This window comes from Rhodopirellula islandica, from assembly GCF_001027925.1.
Lineage (GTDB): Bacteria > Planctomycetota > Planctomycetia > Pirellulales > Pirellulaceae > Rhodopirellula > Rhodopirellula islandica.
In genome coordinates this window covers 275643-292049 of the sequence record NZ_LECT01000006.1, presented here as the reverse complement: position 1 = coordinate 292049, position 16407 = coordinate 275643, and the positions used below count along the sequence as shown (strand labels likewise).

16 protein-coding genes are annotated in these 16407 nt (G+C 56.8%); 1 reads left to right on the top strand and 15 read right to left on the bottom strand.

Translation table 11 applies throughout. The features are described 5' to 3' along the window. The first annotated feature begins 35 nt into the window (after positions 1–35). Entirely contained in the window at positions 36–1124 is a 1089-nt protein-coding gene (gene arsB, locus RISK_RS02600; protein WP_047812652.1) for an ACR3 family arsenite efflux transporter, read from the top strand. On the opposite strand, the gene RISK_RS02595 is transcribed toward arsB, so the two are convergent. From RISK_RS02595 to RISK_RS02525, 15 genes are all read right to left on the bottom strand, one after another. Then, a complete protein-coding gene (locus RISK_RS02595; RefSeq protein WP_047812651.1) occupies positions 1112–1798 on the bottom strand; it encodes an aromatic aminobenezylarsenical efflux permease ArsG family transporter in 687 nt (228 codons plus the stop codon). The two genes, arsB and RISK_RS02595, sit on opposite strands and share 13 nt — an antisense overlap. Before the next feature lie 16 nt (positions 1799–1814). Beyond that, complete coding sequence (locus RISK_RS02590; RefSeq protein WP_047812650.1) at positions 1815–2309, bottom strand: nitrophenyl compound nitroreductase subunit ArsF family protein; 495 nt, start codon at positions 2307–2309, stop codon at positions 1815–1817. Continuing rightward, the gene (locus RISK_RS02585) at positions 2309–2566 is read right to left on the bottom strand and encodes a thioredoxin family protein (protein ID WP_047812649.1); all 258 of its coding nucleotides are present in this window, start codon (positions 2564–2566) and stop codon (positions 2309–2311) included. Before RISK_RS02585 ends, RISK_RS02590 begins: the two co-directional genes overlap by 1 nt. An 11-nt stretch (positions 2567–2577) precedes the next feature. Beyond that, the gene (arsA, locus tag RISK_RS02580; protein WP_047812648.1) at positions 2578–4359 is read right to left on the bottom strand and encodes an arsenical pump-driving ATPase; all 1782 of its coding nucleotides are present in this window, start codon (positions 4357–4359) and stop codon (positions 2578–2580) included. 35 nt (positions 4360–4394) lie between these two features. Beyond that, positions 4395–4766 carry an arsenite efflux transporter metallochaperone ArsD gene (gene arsD, locus RISK_RS02575; protein ID WP_047812742.1) on the bottom strand — a complete coding sequence of 124 codons (372 nt, stop codon included), beginning with the start codon at positions 4764–4766 and terminating at the stop codon, positions 4395–4397. Positions 4767–5091: 325 nt separating this feature from the next. Continuing rightward, entirely contained in the window at positions 5092–5931 is an 840-nt protein-coding gene (locus RISK_RS02570) for a c-type cytochrome (protein WP_047812647.1), read from the bottom strand. A gap of 202 nt (positions 5932–6133) precedes the next feature. Continuing rightward, a complete protein-coding gene (locus RISK_RS02565; protein WP_053061028.1) occupies positions 6134–6883 on the bottom strand; it encodes a class I SAM-dependent methyltransferase in 750 nt (249 codons plus the stop codon). Continuing rightward, entirely contained in the window at positions 6880–7626 is a 747-nt protein-coding gene (locus tag RISK_RS02560; RefSeq protein WP_083434730.1) for an ABC transporter ATP-binding protein, read from the bottom strand. The genes RISK_RS02565 and RISK_RS02560 overlap by 4 nt, the downstream gene beginning before the upstream one ends. Then, positions 7623–8834 carry an ABC transporter permease gene (locus tag RISK_RS02555; protein ID WP_047812646.1) on the bottom strand — a complete coding sequence of 404 codons (1212 nt, stop codon included), beginning with the start codon at positions 8832–8834 and terminating at the stop codon, positions 7623–7625. The genes RISK_RS02560 and RISK_RS02555 overlap by 4 nt, the downstream gene beginning before the upstream one ends. After that, positions 8831–9943, bottom strand: a complete 1113-nt coding sequence (locus RISK_RS02550; protein ID WP_236695965.1) for an efflux RND transporter periplasmic adaptor subunit — start codon at positions 9941–9943, stop codon at positions 8831–8833. The genes RISK_RS02555 and RISK_RS02550 overlap by 4 nt, the downstream gene beginning before the upstream one ends. A gap of 29 nt (positions 9944–9972) precedes the next feature. Next, entirely contained in the window at positions 9973–10215 is a 243-nt protein-coding gene (locus RISK_RS02545; RefSeq protein ID WP_150122468.1) for a hypothetical protein, read from the bottom strand. 5 nt (positions 10216–10220) lie between these two features. Further along, positions 10221–13568 (bottom strand): efflux RND transporter permease subunit, encoded by a 3348-nt coding sequence (locus RISK_RS02540; protein ID WP_047812643.1) that lies wholly within the window; start codon positions 13566–13568, stop codon positions 10221–10223. Further along, on the bottom strand, positions 13561–14691 hold the full coding sequence (locus RISK_RS02535; RefSeq protein ID WP_047812642.1) for an efflux RND transporter periplasmic adaptor subunit: 1131 nt from the start codon (positions 14689–14691) through the stop codon (positions 13561–13563). The genes RISK_RS02540 and RISK_RS02535 overlap by 8 nt, the downstream gene beginning before the upstream one ends. Then, entirely contained in the window at positions 14691–15851 is a 1161-nt protein-coding gene (locus tag RISK_RS02530; RefSeq protein WP_047812641.1) for an FAD-dependent oxidoreductase, read from the bottom strand. Before RISK_RS02530 ends, RISK_RS02535 begins: the two co-directional genes overlap by 1 nt. After that, complete coding sequence (locus RISK_RS02525) at positions 15851–16393, bottom strand: rhodanese-like domain-containing protein (protein ID WP_236695964.1); 543 nt, start codon at positions 16391–16393, stop codon at positions 15851–15853. Before RISK_RS02525 ends, RISK_RS02530 begins: the two co-directional genes overlap by 1 nt. Positions 16394–16407: the final 14 nt, after the last annotated feature.

The following is a 16407-nucleotide window of genomic DNA, read 5'->3' as shown; positions in this document are numbered from 1 at the left end:
TGCTCCCAGCTCATGAAATCGGAAGGACAAACGACATGACCAAGGCTGAAAAGACTGCGATCAGCTTCTTTGAAAAGAACCTGACCTACTGGGTCGCTCTGTGCATGGTGATCGGGGTGCTGATCGGGAAGTTTCTGCCGGCGATCCCCGAGTTCCTCGCCAAGTTTGAATACGCCAACGTTTCGATTCCGATCGCCTTCCTGATCTGGTTGATGATCTACCCGATGATGATGAAGGTCGACTTCGCCAGCATCAAGAATGTGGGCAAGAACCCGAAAGGTTTGTTTGTCACTTGGATCGTCAACTGGCTGATCAAGCCGTTCACGATGTTCGGGATTGCGGCATTTTTCTTCTACGTGGTGTTCAAGCCCTGGATCTCACCCGAACTGGCCAAAGACTATCTGGCCGGTGCCGTCCTGTTGGGTTCCGCGCCGTGCACGGCGATGGTTTTTGTCTGGAGTCACTTGACTCGCGGCAACGCCGCTTACACCGTCGTTCAAGTCGCAACGAATGACTTGATCATCTTGGTTGCCTTCACCCCCATCGTGGCATTCTTGCTGGGCATCGGTGGGATCACGATTCCCTGGATGACGCTGATCATCTCGGTGGTTCTGTTTGTCGTGGTCCCATTGGCGGGCGGAGTCCTGACTCGTCATTTGGTGATTCGATCCAAAGGCGAGGAGTACTTCCAAAACGCTTTCCTGCCGAAATTCAACAACATCACCATTGCGGGTTTGCTGCTGACATTGGTGCTGATCTTTTCATTCCAAGGGGAAGTGATCCTCAACAATCCACTGCACATCCTGCTGATCGCCGTTCCGCTGATCATTCAAACGGTGCTGATTTTCTTCCTGGCCTATGGGGTCTGCTACAAACTCCACTGCCGACACAGCATCGCGGCGCCTGCGGGCATGATTGGTGCCTCCAACTTCTTTGAGCTTTCGGTTGCCGTGGCGATCACGCTGTTCGGGGCATCCTCGCCCGTGGTGCTGGCCACGATCGTGGGTGTCCTGGTGGAGGTGCCGGTGATGTTGGCGCTCGTCGCCTATGCCAATCGAACGAGCAAGTCGTTTGCTGAATTCGAAATGCCCAGCGAAGGCGAGGCTGCTCCTCAACTCAAGTAAACTTGCTGGATCGTGATGTAGATCCCGACCGCCAAGATGCTGCCACCAGTGATCCGGCGGAGCCAGGTTTCTGCATGGGTCACCTTAGTGAAGAACGCGGAAAACGACTGCTTGCCAAACACCAACAGGATCGCAAACACCAGGACGGGCAGACCGGTGCCAACACCGTACAGAGCCGGCAGGAAAGCAGAAGAATCATTCTTCACCGCCAAGGGAATCAGACTGCCAAAGAACAAGGCGGCTGACACGGGGCAAAAGCTGAGCGCAAACAGAATCCCCAGCAACGCCGATCCAACGAACCCAAGCTTTTCAAACTTCTCGCGAAGACGCTGGATCCCTTGGCCAGACCCCGTTGGCAACTCGATCAGCCCCAACAAGATCATTCCGACAAGAATCAGCAGTGGGCCCAGAAAGAGGTTGAGATACTTCTGCAGTCCAACCGCCAACCCCGGTGCCGACAACAAACTTGCAACAACCAGCGTCCCCAGAACCGTGTAGGCCAACACACGCCCGAAGGTGTACAGCAAACTGGAGACAACGGTTTTCCAGGACTGACCCAAGTTGCGACTGACATACGACACCGCCGCGATGTTCGTCGCCAGCGGGCAGGGGCTGATGGAAGTCAAAATCCCCAACCACAATGCGGAACCAGCCGCGATCCAATAGCCATTCATGGCCGACGATCTCCCATCAAGACGTTTTGAATTCGGACCAGGCTTCGTTGATGAACGCCGTGAAATCGGCTTGATCGCTGGTGTGATTCCAAACCTCTTCGAGGTTCTTCCAACGGACCACTTCTCCGTCTTTCATCTCAACCAACACGACTGTCGAAGTGAAGACCTTGAACTGATCGACGAACGATGAGTTCTCGTCAGACGTGTAGTCCGCGATCTGCCATGCGAGCTCGCCTGCTTCGATCTCCGGGGTGAGTGCTTCCTGAGAAAAGCTCTCGATCTTGCGGCAGGTCGGGCAGCGATGCGGCGCGTGGAAGTAAACCGCGTTGAACGATGACTCAGCGAGCTTGGATTGCAGGCCCACTGGCGTTGCCGCCGCGGTCGTGGTTTGTGCTGAAACGGCCTCCGCCGATCCAGAACCGGTTGACGGTCCAACCTTGCGAATGGCCATGGCAATGCTGACGGCGACAAACGCCAGCAGCAACAGGCTGACCAGGGACTTGGTCTTCATCACAGATTCTCTCTTTGGTTTGATTGGTCAATGAGTTGATGAATCTCGGTTGGACTGGGCACCGTCCCCACCGAGACGACTTTGCCATCGATGGCGAGGGCAGGTAGCGCCGAAGGATTGAACTCGAGCACTTCCATGATGTCGTCAACTTTCTCGACGGTATCGCCCGCTTGCCGCTCCTCCACGACAGCTTCTGCGTTTTTCAACAGGTAGCCGCACTTGGAACAGCCCGTGCCGAGCACTTGAATCTTCGCCATGGTGGAATCTCCTAAGACGCTGAGGTGCTTTGGGCCGAATGTGTCAGGCGACTGAGCCCCTGCAGTCCCGTTGGCGGCTCGAGTTGCCAGGGAATGATGGCGACTCGATTGGCCTGAACCTCGCTGACTTCCCGCAGGTATTGCTGCTCATGCGATTGCCGTTGTTTCATCAACGGATCGGTCAGGGGCAGCGGCGACAGCACTTGATTGATCACCCACGCGTATGGTTCGATCTCGGCGCGTCGCAGGTCTCGCTGCAGCGAAGCCGCTTCATGCACCGGCGTCGACTCCGGCAGCGTCACGATCAACACGCGGGTGAAGTCTGGATCGCGGAGTCGTGGAAGCAAGTTTTCCACGGCTTCTGGCATCTCGCTGGTTTGCCGTGTGACTTCGCGGTGATAGGCCAACGCGGAATCCAGCAACAACACCGTGTGCCCCGTGGGAGCCGTGTCGAGCACGACAAATTGGTTGGCACCACTGGCAACGGCGTCGGCAAACGCACGGAAGACAGCAATCTCTTCCGTGCAAGGCGATCGCAGATCTTCTTCGAGAAGTGCTTTACCTTGCTCGTCCAGGTCTTTGCCCGCTTTACCCAAGACTTCCGCCGAGTACTTGGCGGTTTCGACTTCCGGATCAATGCGACTGACCGACAGATTTGGCAAGCGTTCGTCGTTCATTGCCGCTGCGAGGTGAGCCGCCGGATCGGTCGTGGAAAGGTGGACGTCATACCCACGTTCCGCAATGGCCACCGCAACCGCCGCAGCCACGGTGGTCTTGCCAACACCACCTTTGCCCATCGCCAAGATCACCCCGTGGCCGGGAGCCACCAAATCATCGATCAACTCAGACAGCATCGGCAACTCATTCGTCGGATCAGCCCCTTCGCCGATTGCATCGGTCACCGCAGCGGAATCGATCGTCCCGAGCAATCGCAGGGAATCGATCCCGAGCATGCCATTGGGGCTGAGTGGCACAATCGTTTGCGGCAGAGCATTGAGTCCCTCCGGCATCGCGTCCAGAGCCGTGGCACCTCGCTGTTGCAGAGCGACTGCATACGGGTCGCTTGAGTCGATGGCTTGGAAGACACCATTGACCACAAGATGCTGATTTTTCACTCCGAGTTCCGCCAGCTCGACGCTGGTTCGATCGGCTTCCCGCAGAGCACTCGGTTCGGCGCGCGCGACCAACACCAGCGTGGTCGCCGAAGAATCGCCGAGGGCCTTCACGGACTCTTGATACAGCTTCTGCTGAGCCTGCAATCCAGCCAGCGGGCCCAGGCAACTGGTCCCCGTCGTGTTCTGTTCCATGAAACCATCCCACGCCGAAGGCAACGTGAGCAACCGCAACGTGTGGCCCGTTGGCGCGGTGTCGAAGATGACATGCTCAAACTCAGCCGTGGCAGAAGGATCCCCAAGCAAGCGTGAGAACTCATCAAAGGCCGCGATCTCAAGTGTGCACGATCCTGAGAACTGTTCTTCCATGCTCTTCAAAGCCGCCTCCGGCAACAGACCGCGATACGGCCCGACCATTCGCTCCCGATACTCGGCTGCCGACTTCTCAGGGTCCAGGTTCATCGCAAACAGCGTTGAAACTTCCGGAACCGCCGTCGGATGGTTGCCGAGCGTGACGCCCAACACTTCATCCAGATTGGAGGCCGGATCCGTGGAAACCAGCAAGACCTTCTTGCCAGCATCCGCAAGCTTGACTGCCGTCGCACACGCCACGGAAGTTTTCCCGACCCCACCTTTTCCGGTGAAGAACAAATTGCGGGTGGGATGATCTAAGAATTTCATGATTCAGTTCCTTTGGAGACCAGACTTCGTTCGCTCTAGCAACAGCCACTCGATCCGCAACAACCACCATCGGAGCTCGCGACCGGCAAGCCTTGTTTGGCTGCACCACCTTCGACCCAGGCCGCAAGATCTTCCCGTGAGGGATAACCGGCTTGGCTGACGACTTCCCCGTCAACAAGGACCACTGGCAAGCAATCTGTTCCGGCGGTGCTCAACAGTTGATGAATCACCTTGTTCTCAATGAAGGCTTGAGGCTGTTGAGCCAGATTGAAGCGGTCCACCTGATGGCCTTGCTGCTTGAGCCAATCGAGATCCGCAGCGAACTTTGGCAGCACGGGATCGACATCGGGACCACACACCCCTGTCGAGCAACACATTGGCTTGTCATAGACCTGAACGTTTTTCATCGTTTTCTCGTCAAAATTGAGTTGGACTGTCAAATCGGAATGGGACTCAAACGACTTGGCCCTCTTCCGCTCACTGCGGTGTGCTCCCTCGCACACCATCGCACATCGTCGAAATACGATCATTCACTTCGAAATGCTCGCCGGCGCCCCGACTTTCGACACTCAAACGCCCTTTAAATTGCTTATCGGCGATACACGATAAAGGAATGCAGTTTTTCTGTCAATTCCGCTCCTCTTGCACTCATGCAAATGAGGCACCAAAACCGCTTGCACGACTAAAATCCAGCCCCTTCCCCAATCCCTCATCGAACCCGCTGCCGGCCCCTTACTTCGGTTCGAACTTGGGTCGACCGTGCGAGTTCATGTAGGCGGCCACATCAAACGCTTCTTGGTCGGACAAATCCGTGTCGTCCAGCGGCATCGCGACTTTCAACCAGGACGCCAACTTGGGCACGCCCGCCAGTCCCGCCCCATCGTTGAACGACTCGTCGCCCCAAACCGGTGGCCCTTCGTCCGTCCCCAAACCATCGTCCGAATGACAATCGGCACAGCGATCCATGTAGATCGATTCACCTCGTTCGATGCTGGGCGGTTCAGGAGAACCGCTCAGCAGCGTCATGTGGTTTGGACCAAGCGGTTTCTCCGGGTTCATCTTCAAGGGCGTGCCCTGGGACAACCACGTGATGTAAGCCGCGATCGCGACCGGGATTTCAGAACCATTCGCTGGTCGTGTGCCGTTTTGGCTGCGGATGAAACAATTCAAAATTCGATCCTCCAGCGTGATCACACTTTGCTCACGCGGGGAATAGGCCGGGTACGCAGCAGCGACTCCGATGAACGAACCCGCCTTCTCATGCCGCCCCCCATCGAGATGACACGAGGTGCACTTGAGCGAGTTGCCAATGAACGGCTTCGTCAGCGGGTGTTCGTTGGTTTCGTTCACCAACGTCTCCCCTAGCCGAACGATTTCGCCAAGTTTTCCGGGCGGGTACGCCTGCGCAGAGTAGACAGCCTGATTGGCAACCCATGGAACTGGCGTGGATGGCGTTGCCGGCACGGCATGGTCCCAAGGCTGCCAAACCAGCCAAGCCGAAGCGATCATGAGCGAAACGACCGCCAATGCCATGGCGTCACGCGACAAACGAAGGTAGGTGAGTTTGATCATGATTCCATGTCTCTGAAAATACAGCCCAATCAAATGAAGCTCAGAAGGATGGTCGCAACGGGAGCCTGGAGTTGCCCGCAAACACTCCGCTCGACACGCCCAGGCCATCCCCATGAAGATGGCCTTGATCCGTGCTGAGCCGCCATTCTTTCGGAAGCCGTCGCCAGCAGGATGTGCCGCCTGGCTGACTCCACGACAGCGACTACTTGGCTGGCTTTGAAAAACGCAACAGATAGTTTTCTTCGAAGGCATCGACTTTGACTTCGTCAGTGAATTCAAAGCCTGCTTCGACGACTTCGCTTTGGAAGACTTCTTTTCCAGCTCGCACATGTCCCATCAAAAATTCTCGCGACACACCAGGGATTCGCTCGAAGTCGATCAGGACCAATCGCCCGCCAGGCTTCAAAGCTCGATAGATCGACGCGAGTGACTGCTGCGGGCTTTCAAAGTGATGGTAAGTGTCACAAATGAACACCAAGTCAACCGATTCGGGGGGGAGTCGAATCGACACGTCCGTCCCCAAAACCGTGGTGAGGTTCTCGATGCCATCGGCGGTCGCTCTGGCGGCGATGTGCTGCAAGAAATTGGGTGAAATGTCGACGCTATAAACCCACCCGTCCCAGCCAGTCGTCTTGGCGAATAAACGGCTGTAGAACCCTGTGCCAGCTCCCACGTCGACGATGCGTTCACCGGGCTTGATCCCACACGCCTTCAACACTTGTTTACGAGCTCCATAAACCTCGCGGCTTTCGACCTCGAAACGATCCAGCCACTCATCGACGTTCAGTTCCGGGTCTTTGAACTTGTCGTTGATGCCATCCGGAATGACCGATGCAGCTCCCGCCACGTCGGCTGGGGACACGTCAACGGCAAGCCCCTTGTCCTGTGCCGTCGCGGTCCATGCCGAGGCGATCATGAGGCTAAAAAGAACAACAGGTAACATTCGTTTCATGAGGAAATTCCCGAGAGAGAGTGGTGTGATTTGGCAATGACGCCGTCTTCCATTTCGTAAGTCGTATCAAACACGTCGAGCGAACGATGGTCGTGCGTGACAACAATCACCGCTGAACCTTGTTCGTGAGCGACCTTGGCAAACAACTCCATGACCTGCCGGCCACGATGACCATCCAGCGCCGCAGTGGGTTCATCCGCCAGGATAACACTGGGGCGATTGGCCAGCGAACGGGCCACGGCAACCCGTTGTTGTTGCCCCCCGGACAACATCGAAGGCAAATTGTCGGCTCGATCCGCGACCCCAAGATAGTCCATCAGCTCGAACGCTCGCTTCCGCGAAGCTCGCTTGGATTCTCCATTGAGCAGCATCGCGATCTGAACATTTTCAATGGCAGACAGAAACGGAATCAAATTGGATTTTTGAAAAACGTACCCGATGTGTTCCCTGCGAAAAGCACGCAAATTGACGCGGGACAATTCGCCTTCCAAAACAACCGTCCCACGAATCGCGATCGTGCCGGAAGTCGGAGGATTGATCAGCCCAATGGCAGTCAAAAACGTCGACTTGCCGCTGCCGCTGGGGCCGAGCAAGGCAACGACTTCGCCTGCCTGAACCGTCATCGAGGCCTCTCGCATCGCCACCACTTCGGTGTTCCCGCTACCGTATCGCTTGGTCAAAACGGAAGCCACGATGGCGGGCTGAACCGAGGCGGCAGGTTCACTGGAAGACAGTCCGTTCATACCAAAGCCTCGTTGGGTGAGACTTGCAGGGCCTTCCAAATCCCCATCAGGCTGGAACCAATCGAAATCCCGATCACCACCATGGCAAGTTGAACCAGATCCGCGTCGGCAAGAATCACGCGACGTGGGAAGTGGGGAAACAACTGGCTGCCCAGCGTGTAAGCGATGAGGTATCCCACCGCACCGAGCACCAGGGCTTGCTGCAAAATCAATCCCAGAATGACAACGTTGGATGCACCGATCAGTTTCAACAAGGCGATCGAGTGAATCTTGTCCAAGGTCAGGGTGTACAGAATCAATGCCATGATGATCGCTGCGATCGCGGTCAACAAAACCCGGAACATCCCAATCTGACGTCGCGCTTTTTCGACCGTCCCACGCAACAACAATTCCTTTTGGCCATCGCTGGTGAAGACCGAAACATCCCCCCAACCTTCAATGCTCGATGCCACCTCATCCACCCGGGCTTCGGGCGACAATTTCACCATCACCGCACTCACCTGCGACCGCGCGACGCCGGGCAGTTCTGCCGTCGGCCTCGATGCATTCTCCAGCAGTGCAGGCTGGCCAACCACTGCCTCAAAGGCTTCGCCGCGGGCACGCCTGGCCGCTCGCTCCAAGCGAACCGCTTCGCCAGGATTGTCAAACTGAATCGCCTGCGAGTCGGCGATCGAAAAGAAGGCCAGCCCGTCACCGCTGGCACTGATCATGCTTTCAGTGACGCCAACCACCGTGTAGTCATCTTTCCCCAATCGGATCTTCTCACCCACCCCCATGCCCAGCGAACGATCCGCGACCATTTCATAGTGAGCTTGACGAAGCGAACGCCCCACAGCCAGCGGCAACCACTCACCGCGATCGTTTGGCCAATCCAACCCGAGCACGGCGATTCGCAACGGTTTCCCCAATCGCTCCCGCTGAATGGTGTGATACACAAACTCACGAGACGACTCGACACCGGGCACGGACGCCACGCGATGCACCAGCGTGGGAGGCACGCGAGAGAGTTCGGCAAACGGCCCGCGAGTATCGCGTTGAACCACCCAGATGTCTGCGTCGACACGGTCCACCAACAGCGTGGCATCCTCAATGATGCCACGGTAGATCCCGCCCATCCCCATCACGACCATCAACAACATGCCAATCCCAATGGACGTCAGAACGAAACGCCCCAAGTTGTGCTGGATGTCTTTGAAGGCCAAATTCATTGGACACCAACCCTCCGACCATCCGCCAGTGATCCGCTGGGGGAAACGGGCCTCACGATCACTTCTCCCGACTCCAGTCCCTCGATGATCCCGATCGTGTCGGCCGTGTCTGATCCAAGCGTGACCGTTCGCCAAGTCGCCGTGCCGTTGTCGTTGACAAAGACACCATCCCGTCCGTCTCGCCGGACCAAAAATGACTTCGGAACCAGCGGGACTTCTTGCGGTTCGGCAACGGTGAGGAACGCTTCGGCGCGCTGGCCGACGGCCCAGTTTCGGGGAAGCTCCAGAACACGCACGTCGACAATGAACTCACGTGTTTCGCGATCCGCCTCGCGTCCCAATCGAGCGACCTCGGCAGGATACGACTGTGCAGGCTCGGACCGAAAGACCACGCGTCCCGCTTGACCTGGATCCAACTTCGACATCTCCGTTTCATCCACCCAAGCGCGAATCCAAAGTTCTTGTGTTGAAATCAACGTCAAGATGGAACTGCCGGGAACCACGACATCGCCCGGTTCTCGATTTCGCTTGACGATCATTCCGTCAAAGGGTGCCACGATGACCGTGTCACTGAGTCGTGCTTGTTGATACTGCAAACTTTTTTGTGCGGAAATCAGACCTTTCTGCCCCTCGTTGATCCCAGCCTCCGCCCGCGCCACGTCCGCCACAGCGACCCCCAACGCCTCCGCGGATTGATCCAAGTCGCCTTGACTGGTCGCATCCCGCTTGGCGAGTTGCTCAATGCGTTGGTAGTTTTTCTCTGCCTGCGTCAGCACCACGGCTGCCCGTTCTTTGTCGGCTTTCAATCGTTCAATCGCAGCCTTGGCCGCCTCCACGTTGGCCACCGCGATCGCGACTTGTTGCTCCAGATCACGATTGTCCAACCGAACCAATTCGTCCCCCGCCGAAACAAGGTCCCCTTGATCAACCAACAAAGCTTCGATGCGGCCTGAGATTTTGGGGCTGATCGTGGTCGACACACGTGCCTCCAGCGTCCCGGTCCCCATCACCTCCTCGACCATGGTGCCTCGTTGCACGGGATGCGAAAGCACTGCAACGGGTTTGAATCGAAACCAGTAAACCGCTCCAGCAATGCCAACGATGACCACAGCCAGCTTCAAAAAGGGAAGGAACCTCCTCATGCGTCTTGCCTCTCCTCCGTGACAAATTTGACGGAGGAAACACCGGCCAAGAGACGAATCGCGGCGTTCACGATGCACCGATCGTTGCGATCCAAAATGGGACACGAAAGCTTCACCGTCTTGTCTTCCACGCTCACGAAACGAGCTTGGTCAAACCCCAGTCGCTTCAATGATTGGTTGCCCCGTTCGCGGAGTCGGGAATCCGCTTCGCCGCGTGCTTGAGAGGGAGTGTTTTGCATGTTGTTCATTTCGCAATGGCCTTCGGTTGGTAGAGCAACCAGTAGGCTGCGGGAATGACGATCAGCGTGAAGCCGGTCGATGTGAGGATGCCGAAAATGATGGCCCACGCGAGCCCCGAAAACACGGGATCGAGCGTGATCACCCAGTTGGCCAACAGCGTGGTGCCTGCGGTCAACAAAATGGGCCGCGTGCGAACTGCGACGCTGCGAATGATCGATTCACGCAGGTCATGGCCTTCGGCTTCGGCCAAGTGAATGAAGTCAATCAAAACCACCGAGTTGCGAACCACGATGCCAGCCAACGCGATCATCCCAATCATCGCCGTGGCGGTGAAGAACACCGGATTGGGGTGCCCACCGATGGGTTGGTCCATGATCAAATTCAACAACCAAAAACCAGGCAGGATCCCAATCATGGACAGCGGAATCGCGGTCATGATCAGCAACGGTAACAAACGCGAACCGGTCTGAAACATCAGGATCACGAAGATCCCTAACAACGCGGCGGCAAAGGCCAGACCAAGATCACGGAAAACATCCAACGTGATGTCCCACTCACCTTCCCCCGACCAGACCACGCTGTAACCGCTTGGAACGGACCAGGGCACACCACCCCCCATCGACAGCCAAGAACGTTGTTCAAGCGGAATGGGCGTGATGGCGGGAGCGGGCGTGCCCGTGTTCGCCAGATCACTTGCTTGTCCCACATCAGCCCGCTGATCGACACGGTCGAACTCAATGTCCATGATCGCATCCGCGGGTGGTCGACCAGCCACTTCGGCGTAGACATACACGACCCGCCGCAGGTTCTTGTGATAGATCGTTTTGTCTTCCACCGTTTCGCGAAACTTGCCCAACGATCCCAACTGCACGATTTGGCCACCGCTGCCTCGCACATAAATCTCTTCCAAATCATCCAGCGCTGAGCGACGTTCCCGAGGAAGTCTCAACTCCACCCATAACGGTTCGACCTCGTCAGGCAAGTGCAACACCGTGGCCTTGCTTCCACTCAACACCGCTTCGACGGTGTCAGCGATCGTTTGCGTGGAGATCCCTGAGAGCGCCGCCTTGGGTTTGTCAGTCTCAAACACAAACCGCACTTGATCGTCTTCCGCACTGACGTCCAAGTCCACCAAGCCGGGCTCCAATCCCAGACGCGTTTTGACTTGCCGAGCAAGCGAGATCTGATGTGCGTAGTTGCCTTCCGGTGGCCCGTAGACCTCCGCCACAATCGACGACAAAACAGGCGGCCCCGGTGGCACCTCGACCAACTTCACATTCGCGTCCATCGAATCGGCCAAGCGATCGATGTCGTCACGAATCCGCAGGATCAATTCATGAGACTGTTGAATCCGATGATCTTTGTCGACCAAGTTGACACGGATGTCGGCGACATGGTTGCCCTGCCGAAGGAAATAGTGCCGCACCAGCCCGTTGAAATCGATTGGCGAACTGAGTCCGACAAACACCTCGTAGTCACGGACTTCTGACAACCCGCCGAGGTAGCTTCCCAGCCGGCGAGCCACTGCGTCGGTGCGTTCCAGGGTCGTGCCTTCGGGCATGTCGATGACAAGTTGAAATTCATTCTTGTTGTCATACGGCAGCATCTTCACGGGGACCTTGCGGAACACCGGCAGCATCATCGCGGCGACCAACATCACGCCGATGGCCAGCAACACGCCGGTGGCCATCCAACGCCCTTTCAAGATCGGTGACAGAACCCATCGCGAAAGTCGGTAAAGAGGTGTGGTGGTGACGTCGTATTCATTCACGTGATGCGAGTCATCCAGCTGTTTCAACGAGACCATGGCCAACCAGGGCGTGATCACAAACGCCACCAACGTGGAGATCGTCACCGTCAGAGGCACATTCAACGCCATCGGACCCATGTACGGTCCCATCATGCCCGTGATGAATGCCAGCGGCAAAAAACTTGCAATGATCGCCAACGTGGAGAGCAGCAATGCGGGACGCACCTCCTGAACCGCTCGCAGAACCGATTGACGAGGCGGCAAGATCTTCATCGCGTAATACCTGGCGATGTTCTCGACATCGGTGATCGGGTCATCCACCAACAAACCCAGTGCCAGGATCAACGCAAACATCGTGACCCGGTTGATCGAGTATCCCACCATCAAGTTGATGAACAGGGTCAAGCTGTAACACACCGGGATTGCCAAGGCGATCACCAGCGCCGGACGCCACCCCATCGTCAGCCCAATCAATCCAATGACGGTCAACACCGCCACCACGAGACCTTCGACCAGTTCGTTGACCTTGTCGTTCGCTGTTTCACCGTAGTCACGGGTGATGCGATACTTCACACCGGCGGGAAGATGGGAATCGGCCAGTGCTTCCATCTTGGCGTGCACTGCATCGGCAACATGCACCGCATTGCTGCCTTTGCGTTTGGCAACCGAAAGATTGACGGCCGGAAACACCGATGCATCCGCATCAGCATGCTCTTGGTCCGCAGGACCAAAACCAATCCAGCTGTAGCTTTCGGACTCGGCGGGTCCATCGATCACCGTCGCCACGTTCTTCAAGTGCACCGGCCGGTTTCCGTTGACACCGACCACCATCTCGCTCAGTTCATCGACGCTGCGGAAAAACGTGCCCGTTTCCACATGAAAGGACTGGTTCTGTTGTTCGAACTGACCATTGCGGCGAGTCACGTTGCTGACTCGCATGGCCGCGGCAACGTCCAGCGGCGAGACCTGATGCGCCGCCAAACGTTGCGCGTCCAATTGCACATTGATGCGTCGAGGCCTTCCCCCGATCACGTCCACTCGGTTGGTATTCGGAATCGACTGCAACTCATGCTGCAGTTCCTCGGCAATCCGTCGCAGTTCATGATCGCCATAGCGTTCCGGTTGCTCGGACCACAACGTCGCGATCACAATCGGCACGTCATCGACTTCGATCGGTTTGATAACCCAAGCATCGACCGATGGTGGAATCAAATCCGTGGAAGAATTGATTTTGTTGTAAAGCTTGACCAGGGAATCTTCCCGATCTTCGCCAACGAAGAACCGCACCGTGACGATGCACGATCCAGGGCTGGACATCGAATAGACATACTCCACCCCATCGATTTGATACAGCAGTTTTTCGATACGATCGGTGACTTGGCGTTCCACCTCCGCGGCGGAAAGCCCCGGTGCGGAAACCATCACATCGGCCATCGGCACAACGATTTGAGGTTCTTCCTCACGAGGAGTCAGAATCAACGAAGCCGCCCCCAGCATCAACGACACCACGATCAACATGATCGCGACATCGCCACGCAGGAACACCTCAACAATCCGAGTCAGCAGGGGCGAACCATCCGGTTGAACGACGGGATCACTCATGATCGGGTGCTCCTTCCGTCTTCACCGTTCCGGCCTCGGGATGCAGCACCACTCGCTCGCCAACATCCACGCCGCTGAGCACCTCTTTCCGCCCGGGCATTCCCAGGCTGCCACTTTGAATCAAGCGACGCTCCACGACCCCGTCGGGCAGCACCACATCGACAAACTCCAGTTGCCCGATCCGGACCACGGCCTCCGTGTTCAAACAGAGATGCCGGCGGGTTCCCGATGGAATCAACAATCGACCGAACATCCCTTCGTACAGATCCTCCGATTTCGGCAGGCTGGCTTTGACCAAGAAAGATCGACTGGGTGCGTCCGCCTGAGGAACAATCTCATCCACCGTTGCTCGAAAGACACGATTGAGAGCATCCACTTTGACGTCCAGTTCGTCACCCGCACGCAACTTCACTGCCAAATGCTCCATCACGGGAGCCTCCAGTCGCAATGAGGTCTCGTCATAGAGCGTCAGGATCGGCTGGCCAGGCTGGGCGATGTCGCCAGGCTCGGCACTGCGATCAACAATTCGCCCGCTCTTGGCTGCGGTCACGGTCGCGTACGAAAGCATCACCTCCGCCTCACGAACCGCTTGCATTGCTCTCGCCTCCTCGGCAATGGTCACCTGCACATCGCGACTGGCGTTGTCAAAGTCCGATCGCGAAGCGGCGTTCTGCTGCTGCAATAGCTTCACTCGGTTGAAATGCTTCTCCGCTTGCTCCCGGTTCGCCGTGGCAGCTTCCAATCCCCGTTTAGCTTGTGCCAAACGACTTTGGTATTCCTTGTCATCCAAGCGAATCAGCGTTTGCCCTTTTTCGACCTGATCACCGGCCACGACCGTGATCTCATCGATCGTTGCCATCAACTTGGCCGACACGATCGTTCGACTGGACGCCTTCAGGGTTCCGATGGCTTCCTCGATCGTTTGCTTCTCGACTTCGTGAACCGTGTCGGTTGGCTGGTCCCCGAGCTTCGCATCAGCAGGAGCCTTCCACCCCGGTTCGACCTTTTCCTCCAGCATGCCAGACAGCCACGCGATCGTGCCTAACAGAACGACCATTGCGACGCCTGCCACAATCAGCTTGGAAAGGCCCGAGAACACCTTCTTGAATGCTTGCCCGCTCATCAGTTTGCCTCCTGGTTGGATGAATCGACGCAACGGTCAACTTGAAATTCAGAAACGAATCGCTTGTCGATCCATGTTTTAAGCTGCCAACACCAACGACGATGGGCCGTGATGCAGCCGTACTGCAGAAGTGCTTTGCCGTCACCGGTGTTCAGCAACTTCAAGAAGTCACTTTGGGGGTCAAATGCATCCATCGAACCGCCCGACAAGAATGCTTGAAGGTTGTGCGATAACACTGGACACTGCCTGACGGCATAAACCCCTGCTTTGGGCACCGGGGATTCCAGGATCGTTCCCGAGTCGCCAACAGCGAAAACGCGCGGGTCGGTCAGCGACTGAAGCGTTTTCGATGTCGCGATGAAACCTCGATCGTCAGTCTGCAACCCCAACTTCGACAGCACCGGTGGCGCCGCGGCACCGGTGGCCCAAATCACGACCTCACTCTCGTGCCGGTCGCCATTTTCGGTTTCCAAGAACGTGTCCCCAACGTGGGTGACTCGTTGCCCGGCAATCACCTGGATCCCCCGTGACGCCAGGATCTGCTCAATGCGGCGGACACTGCGTGGTGTCATGCCCTCGGCAACGGTCTCACTGCTGGTGAAGATCTCAATCGAAACCTGGCGACTCAGCTTTTGTCGCTCACAATGCTGCAACAGACACAAGGCGATTTCGACACTGGCAACCCCACCACCAACAATCGCGACTTTCGACGGCCGCTTCCTATCCGCTTGCGCCGTTGCGAGGTGTTGATTCAACCGCGGCAAAAATGTCTGCATCGGTTTGATCGGAACCAGCGATGCTGCCTCCGCATGCGTTTCCCACCCGGCGGGCATCGATCCAACGCCAATCGACAACGCGTCAAAGGCAACGGCTTCATGGTCGGCAAACAACACCTTCCCCGTTTTCAAATCGAGGCCGCTTGTTTCTGCCAAAATCAACCGGGCACCGGCCCGTTTGCACAAGGCTTTCAAATCAATTCGCATCTCCCCGTCGGTGAACTGGTCACCCAGAGTTCCCGGCAACATCCCTGAGTAGGTCGCGGTTGCGAACTTGCTGATGCACGTCAGTTCACAGCCTTCGATGGGATTGGTTTCCCATTGCTGAACGATGTGAGCGTTCGTGTGACCGACACCCAATAGAACGAGGTTCTTGGCCATCATCACTCCGTCACTTGCTCATACTTCGACGGAATCTTGTACCGATCGCTGTAAGTGTGCACACGATTGGTCGACTCACCTTCGAGTGTGACCAGCGGCAATCCCGCATCCACCCATTTCAGAATGCTGCCTTTGTAGTTCTTGACCTTCACGCCCTTTCCCACCAACTGCTTGGCATACGCACCACTGCGACCGCCCACCGTGCAGTAGGGAATCACCAGTCGGCCACGGTACTTGGCAGCATCTTTCTCATACATCGCTTTCGTGATCGCACCGGGAATCACAGACACCTGGGTTTCCTTCTCCGAACGCACATCCACCACCACGAATCCCGGATCGGAAACCTCCGAACCGTTTTGTTTCGCTTGGTCGTCTTGCTTCTTCTGGTTGGCCAGTAACTGCCGCACCGTCTGCGTGTCGATGGTTTCCACTTTGGGGCCACCAAAGAGTCCGCCGAACTGAGCGGAGACCGTCTGACATTGAATCGACGTCGACACCAACACAGCCACGAAACCGAAGAGCAGTCGAAAGGGTGCAATCATCATGTGGAACCTTGTTT